This is a genomic window from Leclercia sp. GHBNCSD (genome assembly GCF_055805075.1).
In genome coordinates, this window is record NZ_JBQVYO010000001.1 from 2,414,429 (window position 1) to 2,427,591 (window position 13,163).

Sequence of the window (13,163 nt, forward strand, 5' to 3'; positions counted from 1 at the left end):
GGAGTGGTTATGTACGTTTGTTTATGTAACGGTGTGAGTGATAAAAAAATTCGTCAGGCCGTTCGCCAGTTTCATCCTCAATCTTTTCAGCAGTTGCGTAAGTTTGTTCCGGTTGGAAATCAATGCGGTAAGTGCGTTCGCGCTGCCCGCGAGATTATGCAGGACGAATTGATGCAGATCCCGGAATACAAAGAGATTGCCTGAGGCTCATACTTTTCTTTTGACATCCCTGTAGCCCCATCTACGCTTCAATGAGTGGAAGCGGAGGGACTATAATGAAAGGTGATATCAAAATCATAAGTTATCTCAATAAATTATTGGGAAATGAGCTTGTCGCAATCAACCAATACTTTCTCCATGCGAGAATGTTCAAAAACTGGGGTCTGACTCGCCTCAACGATATTGAATACCATGAGTCCATCGATGAGATGAAGCACGCTGATAAGTACATCGAGCGTATTCTGTTCCTCGAGGGTATTCCCAACCTGCAGGATCTCGGCAAGCTGGGTATCGGCGAAGATGTCGAAGAGATATTGCGTTCGGATCTGACGCTGGAGCTCGAAGGGGCGAAAGATCTGCGTGAAGCTATCGCTTATGCAGACAGCGTTCATGACTACGTCAGCCGCGATATGATGATTGAGATTCTGGCCGATGAAGAAGGGCACATCGACTGGCTGGAAACAGAACTGGATCTTATCAGTAAAATTGGGCTGCAAAATTACCTCCAGTCGCAAATTAAAGTGGAAAGCTGATCAGGCTTTGCCCACTCATCATTAAACCCGCTGCCGCCATGAAAGGTCCAAATGGCAGTGGGTTTTTTAATATCTGTTCCCCGGGTTTACACATCGCCAGGATGAGAAGATAAAGCGTAGCCAGCAAAGCTGCTGATAATGCCAGCACAGGAAGTACGCACCATCCATGCCATGCGCCCAGCGCACCCAGATACTTTACGTCACCGTAACCCAGCCCTTCACGCTTACGCAGCAGTCTGTAACTCCAATAAATAATCGCGAATCCTGTGTATCCCGCTATCGCCCCTGCGACGGCAGTAGGCAGCCGCTCGGGTTGAAGACAGAGGTGATAAAGCAGACCAACCCATAGTAGCGGGCAGAGATATCGGTCCGGAAGCAGATGTGACCGGAGATCCTCGCGAACTAACAGTGCTGTTAATCCAAGGTAGGCAAACAAGAAGGGGAGGAGAGTAAGCATTGGCGTAAACCTCAATGGAATGTTTGCGCCCATATTCCATGTAACCCCAAGGGTGAAACAAACGGCAAACTAAAACGATGCGAGAGGTCTTCCTGGCCGTTTTCACGACAATGTACGATTGCACCGCATTTACGAGGGGACACGCAAAATTGAGCTCTGCCGTCTATTTTCTAAACTGGGCTTGCGTCCTGCCCAGATTTACGTATAATGCGCGGGCTTGTCGTAATTGACAGCTGGTTCAATCTGAACCCCGGGCAGCAATCTTTTTCAGTTGCCTAACAATGCTCCCAATCGGGGAGCTACGTAAGAACGGTTACACTCTCCCATCAATCGTAATGGGTCTGAGTAGTGATCATTTTCGTTTATAAAATAATTGGAGCTCTGGTCTCATGCAGAACCAAAGAATCCGTATCCGCCTTAAAGCGTTTGATCATCGTCTGATCGATCAATCAACCGCGGAAATCGTCGAGACTGCTAAGCGCACTGGTGCGCAAGTCCGTGGTCCGATCCCGCTGCCGACCCGCAAAGAGCGCTTTACCGTTCTGATCTCCCCGCACGTTAACAAAGACGCGCGTGATCAGTACGAGATCCGCACTCACAAGCGTCTGGTTGACATCGTTGAGCCAACTGAGAAAACCGTTGATGCTCTGATGCGTCTGGATCTGGCTGCCGGTGTAGACGTGCAGATCAGCCTGGGTTAATCAGGTCATCGAGCGATTGAGAGGTTGATACAATGATTGGTTTAGTCGGTAAAAAAGTGGGTATGACCCGCATCTTCACTGAAGATGGCGTTTCTATCCCAGTAACCGTAATCGAAGTTGAAGCAAACCGCGTTACTCAGGTTAAAGATCTGGCTAACGATGGCTACCGCGCTATTCAGGTTACCACTGGTGCTAAAAAAGCTAACCGTGTAACCAAACCAGAAGCGGGTCACTTCGCTAAAGCTGGCGTAGAAGCTGGCCGTGGTCTGTGGGAATTCCGCCTGGCTGAAGGCGAAGAGTTCACCGTAGGTCAGGACATTAGCGTCGAACTGTTTGCTGAAGTTAAAAAAGTTGACGTAACCGGTACCTCTAAAGGTAAAGGTTTTGCTGGTACCGTTAAGCGCTGGAACTTCCGTACCCAGGACGCTACTCACGGTAACTCCTTGTCTCACCGCGTTCCGGGTTCTATCGGTCAGAACCAGACTCCGGGCAAAGTGTTCAAAGGCAAGAAAATGGCAGGTCAGCTGGGTAACGAACGTGTAACCGTTCAGAGCCTGGACGTAGTACGTGTTGACGCTGAGCGCAACCTGCTGCTGGTTAAAGGTGCGGTCCCGGGTGCAACCGGTAGCGACCTGATCGTTAAACCAGCTGTGAAGGCGTAAGGGGATAGCAATGGAATTAGTATTGAAAGACGCGCAGAGCGCGCTGACTGTTTCCGAAACTACCTTCGGTCGTGATTTCAACGAAGCGCTGGTTCACCAGGTTGTTGTTGCTTATGCAGCTGGTGCTCGTCAGGGTACTCGTGCTCAGAAGACTCGTGCTGAAGTAACTGGTTCCGGCAAAAAGCCGTGGCGCCAGAAAGGTACTGGCCGTGCGCGTTCAGGTTCTATCAAGAGCCCGATCTGGCGTTCCGGTGGCGTGACCTTCGCTGCTCGCCCGCAGGACCACAGTCAAAAAGTTAATAAAAAGATGTACCGCGGCGCGCTGAAAAGCATCCTGTCCGAGCTGGTACGTCAGGATCGTCTGATCGTTGTCGAATCTTTCTCTGTAGAAGCGCCTAAAACTAAGCTGCTGGCACAGAAACTGAAAGACATGGCTCTGGAAGATGTGCTGATCATCACCGGTGAGCTGGACGAGAACCTGTTCCTGGCCGCACGTAACCTGCACAAGGTTGACGTACGCGATGCGACTGGTATCGACCCGGTTAGCCTGATCGCCTTCGACAAAGTCGTAATGACTGCTGATGCTGTTAAGCAAGTTGAGGAGATGCTGGCATGATTCGTGAAGAACGTCTGCTGAAGGTGCTGCGCGCACCGCACGTTTCTGAAAAAGCGTCTACTGCGATGGAAAAAACTAACACCATCGTTCTCAAAGTTGCTAAAGACGCGACCAAAGCAGAAATCAAAGCTGCTGTGCAGAAACTGTTTGAAGTCGAAGTCGAAGTCGTTAACACCCTGGTAGTTAAAGGGAAAGTTAAACGTCACGGACAGCGTATCGGTCGTCGTAGCGACTGGAAAAAAGCTTACGTCACCCTGAAAGAAGGCCAGAATCTGGACTTCGTTGGCGGCGCTGAGTAAGTCGGAGGAGTAATACAATGGCAGTTGTTAAATGTAAACCGACATCTCCGGGTCGTCGCCACGTTGTTAAAGTGGTTAACCCTGAGCTGCACAAGGGCAAGCCTTTTGCTCCGTTGCTGGAAAAGAACAGCAAATCCGGTGGTCGTAACAACAATGGCCGTATCACCACTCGTCACATCGGTGGTGGCCACAAGCAGGCTTATCGTATTGTTGACTTTAAACGCAACAAAGACGGTATCCCAGCAGTTGTTGAGCGTCTTGAGTACGATCCGAACCGTTCCGCGAACATCGCGCTGGTTCTGTACAAAGATGGCGAACGCCGTTACATCCTGGCCCCTAAAGGCCTGAAAGCTGGCGACCAGATTCAGTCTGGCGTTGATGCTGCAATCAAAGCAGGTAACACCCTGCCGATGCGCAATATCCCGGTTGGTTCTACCGTTCATAACGTAGAAATGAAACCAGGTAAAGGCGGTCAGCTGGCACGTTCCGCTGGTACTTACGTTCAGATCGTTGCGCGTGATGGTGCTTATGTCACCCTGCGTCTGCGTTCTGGTGAAATGCGTAAAGTCGAAGCAGACTGCCGCGCTACCCTGGGCGAAGTTGGCAATGCTGAGCATATGCTGCGCGTTCTGGGTAAAGCAGGTGCTGCACGCTGGCGTGGTGTTCGTCCTACCGTTCGCGGTACTGCGATGAACCCAGTCGACCACCCACATGGTGGTGGTGAAGGTCGTAACTTTGGTAAGCACCCGGTAACTCCGTGGGGCGTTCAGACCAAAGGTAAGAAGACCCGCAGCAACAAGCGTACTGATAAATTTATCGTACGTCGCCGTAGCAAATAATATTAGAGGATAAGCCATGCCACGTTCTCTCAAGAAAGGTCCTTTTATTGACCTGCACTTGCTGAAGAAGGTAGAGAAAGCGGTGGAAAGCGGAGACAAGAAGCCCCTGCGCACTTGGTCCCGTCGTTCAACGATCTTTCCTAACATGATCGGTTTGACCATCGCTGTCCATAATGGTCGTCAGCACGTTCCAGTATTCGTTTCCGATGAAATGGTCGGTCACAAACTGGGTGAATTCGCACCGACTCGTACTTATCGCGGCCACGCTGCTGATAAAAAAGCGAAGAAGAAATAAGGTAGGAGGAAGAGATGGAAACTTTAGCTCAACATCGCCATGCTCGTTCTTCTGCTCAGAAGGTTCGCCTTGTTGCTGACCTGATTCGCGGTAAGAAAGTGTCGCAGGCCCTGGATATTCTGACCTACACCAATAAGAAAGCGGCTGTACTGGTCAAGAAAGTTCTGGAATCTGCCATTGCTAACGCTGAACACAACGATGGCGCTGACATTGACGATCTGAAAGTTGCGAAAATTTTCGTAGACGAAGGCCCGAGCATGAAGCGCATTATGCCGCGTGCGAAAGGTCGTGCAGATCGCATCCTGAAGCGCACCAGCCACATTACTGTGGTTGTGTCCGATCGCTGAGACTCTGGAGACTAGCAATGGGTCAGAAAGTACATCCTAATGGTATTCGCCTGGGTATTGTAAAACCATGGAACTCAACCTGGTTTGCGAACACCAAAGAATTCGCTGACAACCTGGACAGCGATTTTAAAGTACGTCAGTACCTGACTAAGGAACTGGCTAAAGCGTCCGTATCTCGTATCGTAATCGAGCGTCCGGCTAAGAGCATCCGTGTGACCATTCACACTGCTCGTCCTGGCATCGTTATCGGTAAGAAAGGCGAAGACGTAGAAAAACTGCGCAAGGTCGTAGCGGATATCGCTGGCGTTCCTGCACAGATCAATATCGCTGAAGTTCGTAAGCCTGAACTGGACGCAAAACTGGTTGCTGACAGCATCACTTCTCAGCTGGAACGTCGTGTTATGTTCCGTCGTGCTATGAAGCGTGCTGTACAGAACGCAATGCGTCTGGGCGCTAAAGGTATCAAAGTTGAAGTTAGCGGCCGTCTGGGCGGCGCGGAAATCGCACGTACCGAATGGTACCGTGAAGGTCGCGTACCGCTGCACACTCTGCGTGCTGACATCGACTACAACACCTCTGAAGCGCACACCACTTACGGTGTAATCGGCGTTAAGGTATGGATCTTCAAAGGTGAGATCCTGGGTGGTATGGCTGCTGTTGAACAACCGGAAAAACCGGCTGCTCAACCTAAAAAGCAGCAGCGTAAAGGCCGTAAATAAGGAGCGTCGCTGATGTTACAACCAAAGCGTACAAAATTCCGTAAAGTGCACAAAGGCCGCAACCGTGGTCTGGCGCAGGGTACGGATGTTAGCTTCGGCACTTTCGGTCTGAAAGCTGTTGGCCGTGGTCGTCTGACTGCACGTCAGATCGAAGCAGCACGTCGTGCTATGACCCGTGCAGTTAAGCGTCAAGGTAAAATTTGGATCCGTGTATTCCCGGACAAACCAATTACCGAGAAGCCGCTGGAAGTTCGTATGGGTAAAGGTAAAGGTAACGTGGAGTACTGGGTTGCCTTGATTCAGCCGGGTAAAGTCCTGTATGAAATGGACGGCGTACCGGAAGAGCTGGCCCGTGAAGCATTCGGCCTGGCAGCAGCGAAACTGCCGATTAAAACCACCTTTGTAACTAAGACGGTGATGTAATGAAAGCAAATGAGCTGCGTGAAAAAAGCGTTGAAGAGCTGAACGCTGAGCTGCTGAACCTGCTGCGTGAGCAGTTCAACCTGCGCATGCAGGCTGCAAGTGGCCAGCTGCAACAGACTCACCTGCTGAAGCAAGTGCGTCGTGATGTTGCACGCGTTAAGACTTTACTGACTCAGAAGGCGGGTGCGTAATGACCGATAAAATCCGTACTCTGCAAGGTCGTGTTGTTAGCGACAAAATGGAGAAATCCATCGTTGTTGCTATCGAGCGCGTTGTGAAACACCCGATCTACGGTAAATTCATCAAGCGTACGACCAAACTGCACGTACATGACGAGAACAACGAATGTGGTATCGGTGACGTGGTAGAAATCCGCGAATGCCGTCCACTGTCCAAGACTAAGTCCTGGACGCTGGTTCGCGTTGTAGAGAAAGCGGTTCTGTAATAGAGTAGCCTTCTCGATACGAATAAACGGCTCAGCGATGAGCCGTTTATTTTTTCTACCCATATTGCAGAAGCGGTGTTATAATGCCGCGCCCTCGATATGGGGCTTTTTAACGGCTCTGATTTTAGAGTCTCAGGTAGTAGTTGACATTAGCGGAGCACTAAAATGATCCAAGAACAGACTATGCTGAACGTCGCCGACAACTCCGGTGCACGTCGCGTAATGTGTATCAAGGTTCTGGGTGGCTCGCACCGTCGCTACGCAGGCGTAGGCGACATCATCAAGATCACCATCAAAGAAGCAATTCCACGTGGTAAGGTCAAGAAAGGTGATGTGCTGAAAGCGGTAGTGGTGCGCACCAAGAAGGGTGTTCGTCGCCCTGACGGTTCTGTCATTCGCTTCGATGGTAATGCATGCGTTATTTTAAACAATAACAGCGAGCAGCCTATCGGCACGCGTATCTTTGGGCCGGTAACTCGTGAACTTCGTACTGAGAAGTTCATGAAAATTATCTCTCTGGCACCAGAAGTACTCTAAGGAGCGAATCATGGCAGCGAAAATCCGTCGTGATGACGAAGTTATCGTGTTAACCGGTAAAGATAAAGGTAAACGCGGTAAAGTAAAAAATGTCCTGTCTTCCGGCAAGGTCATTGTTGAAGGTATCAACCTGGTTAAGAAACATCAGAAGCCGGTTCCGGCCCTGAACCAGCCAGGTGGCATCGTTGAAAAAGAAGCTGCTATTCAGGTTTCTAACGTTGCAATCTTCAATGCGGCAACCGGCAAGGCTGACCGTGTAGGCTTTAGATTCGAAGACGGCAAAAAAGTCCGTTTCTTCAAGTCTAACAGCGAAACTATCAAGTAATTTGGAGTAGTACGATGGCGAAACTGCATGATTACTACAAAGACGAAGTAGTTAATAAGCTCATGACTGAGTTTAACTACAATTCTGTCATGCAAGTCCCTCGGGTCGAGAAGATCACCCTGAACATGGGTGTTGGTGAAGCGATCGCTGACAAGAAACTGCTGGATAACGCAGCAGCTGACCTGGCAGCTATCTCCGGTCAAAAACCGTTGATCACCAAAGCACGCAAATCTGTTGCAGGCTTCAAAATCCGTCAGGGCTATCCGATCGGCTGTAAAGTAACTCTGCGTGGCGAACGCATGTGGGAGTTCTTTGAGCGCCTGATCACTATTGCTGTACCTCGTATCCGTGACTTCCGTGGCTTGTCCGCTAAGTCTTTCGACGGTCGTGGTAACTACAGCATGGGTGTCCGTGAGCAGATCATCTTCCCAGAAATCGACTACGATAAAGTCGACCGCGTGCGTGGTTTGGATATTACCATTACCACTACTGCGAAATCTGACGAAGAAGGCCGTGCTCTGCTGGCTGCCTTTGACTTCCCGTTCCGCAAGTAAGGTAGGGTTACTGAATGGCTAAGCAATCAATGAAAGCACGCGAAGTAAAGCGCGTAGCTTTAGCTGATAAATTCTTCGCTAAACGCGCTGAACTGAAAGCGATCATTTCTGATGTGAACGCTTCCGACGAAGATCGTTGGAATGCAGTTCTCAAGCTGCAGACTCTGCCGCGTGATTCCAGCCCGTCTCGTCAGCGTAACCGCTGCCGTCAAACTGGTCGTCCGCACGCTTTCCTGCGGAAGTTCGGGTTGAGCCGTATCAAGGTCCGTGAAGCCGCAATGCGCGGTGAAATCCCGGGTCTGAAAAAGGCTAGCTGGTAATTGTCACCAATTGAATCACGGGAGTAAAGACAGATGAGCATGCAAGATCCGATCGCGGATATGCTGACCCGTATCCGTAACGGTCAGGCCGCGAACAAAGCTGCGGTCACCATGCCTTCCTCCAAGCTGAAAGTGGCAATCGCCAACGTGCTGAAGGAAGAAGGTTTTATCGAAGATTTTAAAGTTGAAGGCGACACCAAGCCTGAACTGGAACTTACTCTTAAGTATTTCCAGGGCAAGGCTGTTGTAGAAAGCATTCAGCGTGTCAGCCGCCCAGGTCTGCGCATCTACAAACGTAAAGATGAGCTGCCAAAAGTTATGGCCGGCATGGGTATCGCAGTTGTTTCTACCTCTAAAGGTGTTATGACTGATCGTGCAGCGCGCCAGGCTGGTCTTGGTGGCGAAATTATCTGCTACGTAGCCTAATCGGAGGAAAAAATGTCTCGTGTTGCTAAAGCACCGGTCGTTGTTCCTGCCGGCGTTGATGTAAAAATCAACGGTCAGGTTATTACGATCAAAGGTAAAAACGGCGAGCTGACTCGTACTCTCAACGATGCTGTTGAAGTTACTCATGCAGATAACGCTCTGACTTTCGGCCCACGTACTGGTTACGTTGATGGCTGGGCTCAGGCTGGTACCGCGCGTGCCCTGCTGAACTCAATGGTTATCGGTGTTACCGAAGGCTTCACTAAGAAGCTGCAGCTGGTTGGTGTAGGTTATCGTGCAGCGATCAAAGGGAACGCAGTAAGCCTGGCTCTGGGCTTCTCTCACCCTGTTGAACACGCGCTGCCAGCAGGTATTACTGCAGAATGTCCGTCTCAGACTGAAATCGTGCTGAAAGGCGCTGATAAACAGCTGATCGGTCAGGTTGCAGCAGATCTGCGCGCCTACCGTCGTCCTGAGCCTTACAAAGGCAAGGGTGTTCGTTACGCCGACGAAGTCGTGCGTACCAAAGAGGCTAAGAAGAAGTAAGGTAACACTATGGATAAGAAATCTGCTCGTATCCGTCGTGCGACCCGCGCACGCCGCAAGCTCAAAGAGCTGGGTGCAACTCGCCTGGTGGTACATCGTACCCCGCGTCATATTTACGCACAGGTAATTGCACCGAACGGTTCTGAAGTTCTGGTAGCTGCTTCTACTGTAGAAAAAGCTATCTCTGAACAATTGAAGTACACCGGTAACAAAGACGCCGCTGCAGCTGTAGGTAAAGCTGTTGCTGAACGCGCTCTGGAAAAAGGCATCAAAGATGTTTCCTTTGACCGTTCCGGGTTCCAATATCATGGTCGTGTCCAGGCACTGGCAGATGCTGCCCGTGAAGCTGGCCTTCAGTTCTAAGGTAGAGGTGTAAGATGGCTCACATCGAAAAACAAGCTGGCGAACTGCAGGAAAAGCTGATCGCGGTTAACCGCGTATCTAAAACCGTTAAAGGTGGTCGTATTTTCTCCTTCACAGCTCTGACTGTAGTTGGCGATGGTAACGGTCGCGTTGGTTTTGGTTACGGTAAAGCGCGTGAAGTTCCAGCAGCGATCCAGAAAGCGATGGAAAAAGCCCGTCGCAATATGATTAACGTCGCGCTGAACCACGGCACCCTGCAGCACCCAGTTAAGGGTACTCACACGGGTTCTCGTGTCTTCATGCAGCCGGCTTCCGAAGGTACCGGTATCATCGCCGGTGGTGCAATGCGCGCCGTTCTGGAAGTCGCTGGGGTTCATAACGTTCTGGCTAAAGCATACGGTTCCACCAACCCGATCAACGTGGTTCGTGCAACTATTGATGGCCTGGAAAATATGAAATCTCCAGAAATGGTCGCTGCCAAGCGTGGTAAATCCGTTGAAGAAATTCTGGGGTAATTGACCATGGCAAAGACTATTAAAATTACACAAACCCGCAGTGCAATCGGACGTCTGCCGAAACACAAGGCAACGCTGCTTGGCCTGGGTCTGCGTCGTATTGGTCATACCGTTGAGCGCGAGGATACTCCTGCTGTACGTGGTATGGTCAACGCGGTTTACTTCATGGTTAAAGTTGAGGAGTAAGAGATGCGTTTAAATACTCTGTCTCCGGCCGAAGGCTCTAAAAAGGCGGGTAAACGCCTGGGTCGTGGTATCGGTTCTGGCCTCGGCAAAACCGGTGGTCGTGGTCACAAAGGTCAGAACTCTCGTTCTGGCGGTGGCGTACGTCGCGGTTTCGAGGGTGGCCAGATGCCACTGTACCGTCGTCTGCCGAAGTTCGGCTTCACCTCTCGCAAATCAGCGATCACAGCCGAAGTTCGTCTGTCTGACCTGGCGAAAGTTGAAGGCGGCGTTGTAGACCTGAACACGCTGAAAGCAGCAAACATTATCGGTATTCAGATCGAGTTCGCGAAAGTGATCCTGTCTGGTGAAGTTTCTACCCCGGTAACTGTTCGTGGCCTGCGTGTTACTAAAGGTGCTCGTGCTGCTATCGAAGCTGCTGGCGGTAAAATTGAGGAATAAGTAGCAGATGGCTAAACAACCGGGATTAGATTTTCAAAGTGCCAAAGGTGGGCTTGGCGAACTGAAACGCAGACTTTTGTTTGTGATCGGTGCGCTGATTGTTTTCCGTATTGGCTCTTTTATTCCGATCCCTGGTATTGATGCCGCTGTACTTGCCAAACTGCTTGAGCAACAGCGTGGCACCATCATTGAAATGTTTAACATGTTCTCTGGTGGTGCTCTCAGCCGTGCTTCTATCTTTGCTCTGGGTATCATGCCGTACATTTCGGCATCGATTATTATCCAGCTGCTGACGGTCGTTCATCCGGCCCTGGCAGAACTGAAGAAAGAAGGGGAGTCTGGTCGTCGTAAGATCAGCCAGTACACCCGCTACGGTACTCTGGTGCTGGCAATATTCCAGTCGATCGGTATTGCTACCGGTCTACCGAATATGCCTGGTATGCAGGGTCTGGTTATTAACCCAGGCTTTGCATTCTATTTCACCGCTGTTGTAAGTCTGGTTTCAGGAACAATGTTCCTCATGTGGCTCGGCGAACAAATTACTGAACGGGGTATCGGTAACGGTATTTCGATCATTATTTTCGCCGGTATTGTTGCGGGACTCCCGCCAGCCATTGCCCATACTATCGAGCAAGCGCGTCAAGGCGACCTGCACTTCCTCCTGTTGCTGTTGGTTGCAGTATTAGTATTTGCAGTGACGTTCTTTGTTATCTTCGTTGAACGTGGTCAACGCCGCATTGTGGTAAACTACGCGAAACGTCAACAAGGCCGTCGTGTCTATGCTGCACAGAGCACACATTTACCGCTGAAAGTGAATATGGCAGGGGTAATCCCGGCAATCTTCGCTTCCAGTATTATTCTGTTCCCGGCGACCATCGCGTCATGGTTCGGGGGCGGTACTGGTTGGAACTGGCTGACAACAATTTCGCTGTATTTGCAGCCTGGGCAACCGCTTTATGTGTTACTCTATGCGTCTGCGATCATCTTCTTCTGTTTCTTCTACACGGCGTTGGTCTTCAACCCGCGTGAAACAGCAGATAACCTGAAGAAGTCCGGTGCATTTGTACCAGGAATTCGTCCGGGAGAGCAAACGGCGAAGTATATCGATAAAGTAATGACCCGCCTGACTCTGGTTGGTGCGCTTTATATTACCTTTATCTGCCTGATCCCGGAGTTCATGCGTGATGCAATGAAAGTACCGTTCTACTTCGGTGGAACCTCACTGCTTATCGTTGTTGTCGTGATTATGGACTTTATGGCTCAAGTGCAAACTCTAATGATGTCAAGTCAGTACGAGTCTGCATTGAAGAAGGCGAACCTGAAAGGCTACGGCCGCTAATAGGTCGCCCGAGAAGTTACGGAGAGTAAAAATGAAAGTTCGTGCTTCCGTCAAGAAATTATGCCGTAACTGCAAAATCGTTAAGCGTGATGGTGTCATCCGTGTGATTTGCAGTGCCGAGCCGAAGCATAAACAGCGCCAAGGCTGATTATTTCGCATATTTTTCTTGCAAAGTTGGGTTGAGCTGGCTAGATTAGCCAGCCAATCTTTTGTATGTCTGTACGTTTCCATTTGAGTATCCTGAAAACGGGCTTTTCAGCATGGTGCGTACATATTAAATAGTAGGAGTGCATAGTGGCCCGTATAGCAGGCATTAACATTCCTGATCAGAAACATGCTGTGATCGCATTAACTTCGATCTATGGCGTCGGCAAGACCCGTTCTAAAGCCATTCTGGCTGCAGCGGGTATCGCTGAAGATGTTAAGATCAGTGAGCTGTCTGAAGAACAAATCGACACGCTGCGTGACGAAGTTGCCAAATTTGTCGTTGAAGGTGATCTGCGCCGTGAAGTTAGCATGAGCATCAAGCGCCTGATGGATCTTGGTTGCTATCGCGGTTTGCGTCATCGTCGTGGTCTGCCAGTGCGCGGTCAGCGTACTAAGACCAACGCACGTACCCGTAAGGGTCCGCGCAAACCGATCAAGAAATAATCGGGGTGATTGAATAATGGCAAAGGCACCAGTTCGTGCACGTAAGCGTGTAAGAAAACAAGTCTCTGACGGCGTGGCTCATATCCATGCTTCTTTCAACAACACCATCGTTACTATTACTGATCGTCAGGGTAACGCGCTGGGTTGGGCAACAGCCGGTGGTTCCGGTTTCCGTGGTTCTCGCAAATCCACTCCGTTCGCAGCTCAGGTTGCAGCAGAGCGTTGCGCTGAAGCCGTAAAAGAATACGGCATCAAGAATCTGGAAGTTATGGTAAAAGGTCCGGGTCCGGGTCGCGAATCTACCGTTCGTGCTCTGAACGCCGCTGGTTTCCGCATCACTAATATTACTGATGTGACTCCGATCCCTCATAACGGTTGTCGTCCGCCGAAAAAACGTCGCGTATAACG

The 13,163-nt window shown here is 50.3% G+C and carries 28 protein-coding genes; 27 read left to right on the plus strand and 1 reads right to left on the minus strand.

Going from position 1 to position 13,163, the window contains the following annotated elements; translation table 11 throughout:
- Positions 1-9 precede the first annotated feature (9 nt).
- A complete protein-coding gene (gene bfd / locus ACT3IC_RS11625) occupies positions 10-204 on the plus strand; it encodes a bacterioferritin-associated ferredoxin (RefSeq protein ID WP_059180778.1) in 195 nt (64 codons plus the stop codon).
- Between the two features lie 71 nt (positions 205-275).
- Positions 276-752, plus strand: a complete 477-nt coding sequence (gene bfr / locus ACT3IC_RS11630; protein ID WP_103177268.1) for a bacterioferritin — start codon at positions 276-278, stop codon at positions 750-752.
- Here the strand turns inward: bfr and ACT3IC_RS11635 are convergent.
- Entirely contained in the window at positions 736-1,209 is a 474-nt protein-coding gene (locus tag ACT3IC_RS11635; RefSeq protein ID WP_159340494.1) for a prepilin peptidase, read from the minus strand. The two genes, bfr and ACT3IC_RS11635, sit on opposite strands and share 17 nt — an antisense overlap.
- Positions 1,210-1,598: 389 nt before the next feature.
- On the opposite strand from ACT3IC_RS11635, the gene rpsJ reads away from it, so the two are divergent.
- The 25 genes from rpsJ (at position 1,599) to rpsK (ending at position 13,161) form a co-directional block, all read left to right on the plus strand.
- Complete coding sequence (rpsJ, locus tag ACT3IC_RS11640; RefSeq protein WP_001181005.1) at positions 1,599-1,910, plus strand: 30S ribosomal protein S10; 312 nt, start codon at positions 1,599-1,601, stop codon at positions 1,908-1,910.
- Positions 1,911-1,942: 32 nt separating this feature from the next.
- Positions 1,943-2,572 (plus strand): 50S ribosomal protein L3, encoded by a 630-nt coding sequence (rplC, locus tag ACT3IC_RS11645; RefSeq protein WP_006817279.1) that lies wholly within the window; start codon positions 1,943-1,945, stop codon positions 2,570-2,572.
- Positions 2,573-2,582: 10 nt separating this feature from the next.
- The gene (gene rplD / locus ACT3IC_RS11650; protein ID WP_003031119.1) at positions 2,583-3,188 is read left to right on the plus strand and encodes a 50S ribosomal protein L4; all 606 of its coding nucleotides are present in this window, start codon (positions 2,583-2,585) and stop codon (positions 3,186-3,188) included.
- Positions 3,185-3,487: a 50S ribosomal protein L23 gene (rplW, locus tag ACT3IC_RS11655; protein WP_000617546.1), complete on the plus strand. Its 303-nt coding sequence runs from the start codon at positions 3,185-3,187 to the stop codon at positions 3,485-3,487. Before rplD ends, rplW begins: the two co-directional genes overlap by 4 nt.
- A 17-nt stretch (positions 3,488-3,504) precedes the next feature.
- Positions 3,505-4,326, plus strand: a complete 822-nt coding sequence (gene rplB / locus ACT3IC_RS11660; RefSeq protein WP_000301859.1) for a 50S ribosomal protein L2 — start codon at positions 3,505-3,507, stop codon at positions 4,324-4,326.
- 16 nt (positions 4,327-4,342) lie between these two features.
- On the plus strand, positions 4,343-4,621 hold the full coding sequence (rpsS, locus tag ACT3IC_RS11665; protein ID WP_001138115.1) for a 30S ribosomal protein S19: 279 nt from the start codon (positions 4,343-4,345) through the stop codon (positions 4,619-4,621).
- 14 nt (positions 4,622-4,635) lie between these two features.
- The gene (gene rplV / locus ACT3IC_RS11670) at positions 4,636-4,968 is read left to right on the plus strand and encodes a 50S ribosomal protein L22 (protein ID WP_002919773.1); all 333 of its coding nucleotides are present in this window, start codon (positions 4,636-4,638) and stop codon (positions 4,966-4,968) included.
- Positions 4,969-4,985: 17 nt separating this feature from the next.
- Entirely contained in the window at positions 4,986-5,687 is a 702-nt protein-coding gene (rpsC, locus tag ACT3IC_RS11675; protein ID WP_000529945.1) for a 30S ribosomal protein S3, read from the plus strand.
- A 12-nt stretch (positions 5,688-5,699) separates the two neighbouring features.
- Positions 5,700-6,110 (plus strand): 50S ribosomal protein L16, encoded by a 411-nt coding sequence (gene rplP, locus ACT3IC_RS11680; protein WP_002919759.1) that lies wholly within the window; start codon positions 5,700-5,702, stop codon positions 6,108-6,110.
- Positions 6,110-6,301, plus strand: a complete 192-nt coding sequence (gene rpmC, locus ACT3IC_RS11685; RefSeq protein ID WP_032614707.1) for a 50S ribosomal protein L29 — start codon at positions 6,110-6,112, stop codon at positions 6,299-6,301. The genes rplP and rpmC overlap by 1 nt, the downstream gene beginning before the upstream one ends.
- On the plus strand, positions 6,301-6,555 hold the full coding sequence (gene rpsQ, locus ACT3IC_RS11690; protein WP_008457160.1) for a 30S ribosomal protein S17: 255 nt from the start codon (positions 6,301-6,303) through the stop codon (positions 6,553-6,555). The genes rpmC and rpsQ overlap by 1 nt, the downstream gene beginning before the upstream one ends.
- A gap of 165 nt (positions 6,556-6,720) precedes the next feature.
- Positions 6,721-7,092, plus strand: a complete 372-nt coding sequence (gene rplN, locus ACT3IC_RS11695; protein ID WP_002919748.1) for a 50S ribosomal protein L14 — start codon at positions 6,721-6,723, stop codon at positions 7,090-7,092.
- 10 nt (positions 7,093-7,102) lie between these two features.
- Complete coding sequence (gene rplX, locus ACT3IC_RS11700; RefSeq protein ID WP_000729185.1) at positions 7,103-7,417, plus strand: 50S ribosomal protein L24; 315 nt, start codon at positions 7,103-7,105, stop codon at positions 7,415-7,417.
- A gap of 14 nt (positions 7,418-7,431) precedes the next feature.
- The gene (rplE, locus tag ACT3IC_RS11705; RefSeq protein WP_007702494.1) at positions 7,432-7,971 is read left to right on the plus strand and encodes a 50S ribosomal protein L5; all 540 of its coding nucleotides are present in this window, start codon (positions 7,432-7,434) and stop codon (positions 7,969-7,971) included.
- A 14-nt stretch (positions 7,972-7,985) separates the two neighbouring features.
- The gene (gene rpsN, locus ACT3IC_RS11710; RefSeq protein WP_042396030.1) at positions 7,986-8,291 is read left to right on the plus strand and encodes a 30S ribosomal protein S14; all 306 of its coding nucleotides are present in this window, start codon (positions 7,986-7,988) and stop codon (positions 8,289-8,291) included.
- Positions 8,292-8,324: 33 nt separating this feature from the next.
- Complete coding sequence (rpsH, locus tag ACT3IC_RS11715) at positions 8,325-8,717, plus strand: 30S ribosomal protein S8 (RefSeq protein ID WP_003031127.1); 393 nt, start codon at positions 8,325-8,327, stop codon at positions 8,715-8,717.
- A gap of 12 nt (positions 8,718-8,729) precedes the next feature.
- Positions 8,730-9,263, plus strand: a complete 534-nt coding sequence (gene rplF, locus ACT3IC_RS11720; protein WP_103177266.1) for a 50S ribosomal protein L6 — start codon at positions 8,730-8,732, stop codon at positions 9,261-9,263.
- A 9-nt stretch (positions 9,264-9,272) separates the two neighbouring features.
- Complete coding sequence (gene rplR / locus ACT3IC_RS11725; protein ID WP_039076817.1) at positions 9,273-9,626, plus strand: 50S ribosomal protein L18; 354 nt, start codon at positions 9,273-9,275, stop codon at positions 9,624-9,626.
- A 14-nt stretch (positions 9,627-9,640) separates the two neighbouring features.
- Positions 9,641-10,141 carry a 30S ribosomal protein S5 gene (gene rpsE / locus ACT3IC_RS11730; protein ID WP_007369821.1) on the plus strand — a complete coding sequence of 167 codons (501 nt, stop codon included), beginning with the start codon at positions 9,641-9,643 and terminating at the stop codon, positions 10,139-10,141.
- Positions 10,142-10,147: 6 nt separating this feature from the next.
- Positions 10,148-10,327, plus strand: a complete 180-nt coding sequence (gene rpmD, locus ACT3IC_RS11735) for a 50S ribosomal protein L30 (protein WP_003863301.1) — start codon at positions 10,148-10,150, stop codon at positions 10,325-10,327.
- Positions 10,328-10,330: 3 nt separating this feature from the next.
- A complete protein-coding gene (gene rplO / locus ACT3IC_RS11740) occupies positions 10,331-10,765 on the plus strand; it encodes a 50S ribosomal protein L15 (protein ID WP_039032065.1) in 435 nt (144 codons plus the stop codon).
- Between the two features lie 7 nt (positions 10,766-10,772).
- Positions 10,773-12,104 (plus strand): preprotein translocase subunit SecY, encoded by a 1,332-nt coding sequence (gene secY, locus ACT3IC_RS11745; RefSeq protein ID WP_103177265.1) that lies wholly within the window; start codon positions 10,773-10,775, stop codon positions 12,102-12,104.
- A gap of 31 nt (positions 12,105-12,135) precedes the next feature.
- Positions 12,136-12,252: a 50S ribosomal protein L36 gene (rpmJ, locus tag ACT3IC_RS11750; protein ID WP_000868187.1), complete on the plus strand. Its 117-nt coding sequence runs from the start codon at positions 12,136-12,138 to the stop codon at positions 12,250-12,252.
- Between the two features lie 146 nt (positions 12,253-12,398).
- The gene (gene rpsM / locus ACT3IC_RS11755) at positions 12,399-12,755 is read left to right on the plus strand and encodes a 30S ribosomal protein S13 (protein ID WP_003031135.1); all 357 of its coding nucleotides are present in this window, start codon (positions 12,399-12,401) and stop codon (positions 12,753-12,755) included.
- 16 nt (positions 12,756-12,771) lie between these two features.
- On the plus strand, positions 12,772-13,161 hold the full coding sequence (rpsK, locus tag ACT3IC_RS11760) for a 30S ribosomal protein S11 (RefSeq protein ID WP_003863312.1): 390 nt from the start codon (positions 12,772-12,774) through the stop codon (positions 13,159-13,161).
- The last annotated feature ends 2 nt before the right edge of the window (positions 13,162-13,163 follow it).

Bases quoted from the DNA above. Each gene is read 5' to 3' on its own strand.
- rplR (WP_039076817.1), top strand. From the start codon at position 9,273: ATGGATAAGAAATCTGCTCGTATCCGTCGTGCGACCCGCGCACGCCGC.
- bfd (WP_059180778.1), top strand. From the start codon at position 10: ATGTACGTTTGTTTATGTAACGGTGTGAGTGATAAAAAAATTCGTCAG.
- rplW (WP_000617546.1), top strand. From the start codon at position 3,185: ATGATTCGTGAAGAACGTCTGCTGAAGGTGCTGCGCGCACCGCACGTT.
- rplF (WP_103177266.1), top strand. From the start codon at position 8,730: ATGTCTCGTGTTGCTAAAGCACCGGTCGTTGTTCCTGCCGGCGTTGAT.
- rpmJ (WP_000868187.1), top strand. From the start codon at position 12,136: ATGAAAGTTCGTGCTTCCGTCAAGAAATTATGCCGTAACTGCAAAATC.
- ACT3IC_RS11635 (WP_159340494.1), bottom strand. From the start codon at position 1,209: ATGCTTACTCTCCTCCCCTTCTTGTTTGCCTACCTTGGATTAACAGCA.
- rpmC (WP_032614707.1), top strand. From the start codon at position 6,110: ATGAAAGCAAATGAGCTGCGTGAAAAAAGCGTTGAAGAGCTGAACGCT.
- rpsE (WP_007369821.1), top strand. From the start codon at position 9,641: ATGGCTCACATCGAAAAACAAGCTGGCGAACTGCAGGAAAAGCTGATC.
- rpsQ (WP_008457160.1), top strand. From the start codon at position 6,301: ATGACCGATAAAATCCGTACTCTGCAAGGTCGTGTTGTTAGCGACAAA.
- secY (WP_103177265.1), top strand. From the start codon at position 10,773: ATGGCTAAACAACCGGGATTAGATTTTCAAAGTGCCAAAGGTGGGCTT.
- rplX (WP_000729185.1), top strand. From the start codon at position 7,103: ATGGCAGCGAAAATCCGTCGTGATGACGAAGTTATCGTGTTAACCGGT.
- rpsN (WP_042396030.1), top strand. From the start codon at position 7,986: ATGGCTAAGCAATCAATGAAAGCACGCGAAGTAAAGCGCGTAGCTTTA.
- rpsH (WP_003031127.1), top strand. From the start codon at position 8,325: ATGAGCATGCAAGATCCGATCGCGGATATGCTGACCCGTATCCGTAAC.
- rpsK (WP_003863312.1), top strand. From the start codon at position 12,772: ATGGCAAAGGCACCAGTTCGTGCACGTAAGCGTGTAAGAAAACAAGTC.
- rplE (WP_007702494.1), top strand. From the start codon at position 7,432: ATGGCGAAACTGCATGATTACTACAAAGACGAAGTAGTTAATAAGCTC.
- rplP (WP_002919759.1), top strand. From the start codon at position 5,700: ATGTTACAACCAAAGCGTACAAAATTCCGTAAAGTGCACAAAGGCCGC.
- rpsS (WP_001138115.1), top strand. From the start codon at position 4,343: ATGCCACGTTCTCTCAAGAAAGGTCCTTTTATTGACCTGCACTTGCTG.
- rplN (WP_002919748.1), top strand. From the start codon at position 6,721: ATGATCCAAGAACAGACTATGCTGAACGTCGCCGACAACTCCGGTGCA.
- rplC (WP_006817279.1), top strand. From the start codon at position 1,943: ATGATTGGTTTAGTCGGTAAAAAAGTGGGTATGACCCGCATCTTCACT.
- rplV (WP_002919773.1), top strand. From the start codon at position 4,636: ATGGAAACTTTAGCTCAACATCGCCATGCTCGTTCTTCTGCTCAGAAG.
- rpsC (WP_000529945.1), top strand. From the start codon at position 4,986: ATGGGTCAGAAAGTACATCCTAATGGTATTCGCCTGGGTATTGTAAAA.
- bfr (WP_103177268.1), top strand. From the start codon at position 276: ATGAAAGGTGATATCAAAATCATAAGTTATCTCAATAAATTATTGGGA.
- rplB (WP_000301859.1), top strand. From the start codon at position 3,505: ATGGCAGTTGTTAAATGTAAACCGACATCTCCGGGTCGTCGCCACGTT.
- rpsJ (WP_001181005.1), top strand. From the start codon at position 1,599: ATGCAGAACCAAAGAATCCGTATCCGCCTTAAAGCGTTTGATCATCGT.
- rplO (WP_039032065.1), top strand. From the start codon at position 10,331: ATGCGTTTAAATACTCTGTCTCCGGCCGAAGGCTCTAAAAAGGCGGGT.
- rpmD (WP_003863301.1), top strand. From the start codon at position 10,148: ATGGCAAAGACTATTAAAATTACACAAACCCGCAGTGCAATCGGACGT.
- rplD (WP_003031119.1), top strand. From the start codon at position 2,583: ATGGAATTAGTATTGAAAGACGCGCAGAGCGCGCTGACTGTTTCCGAA.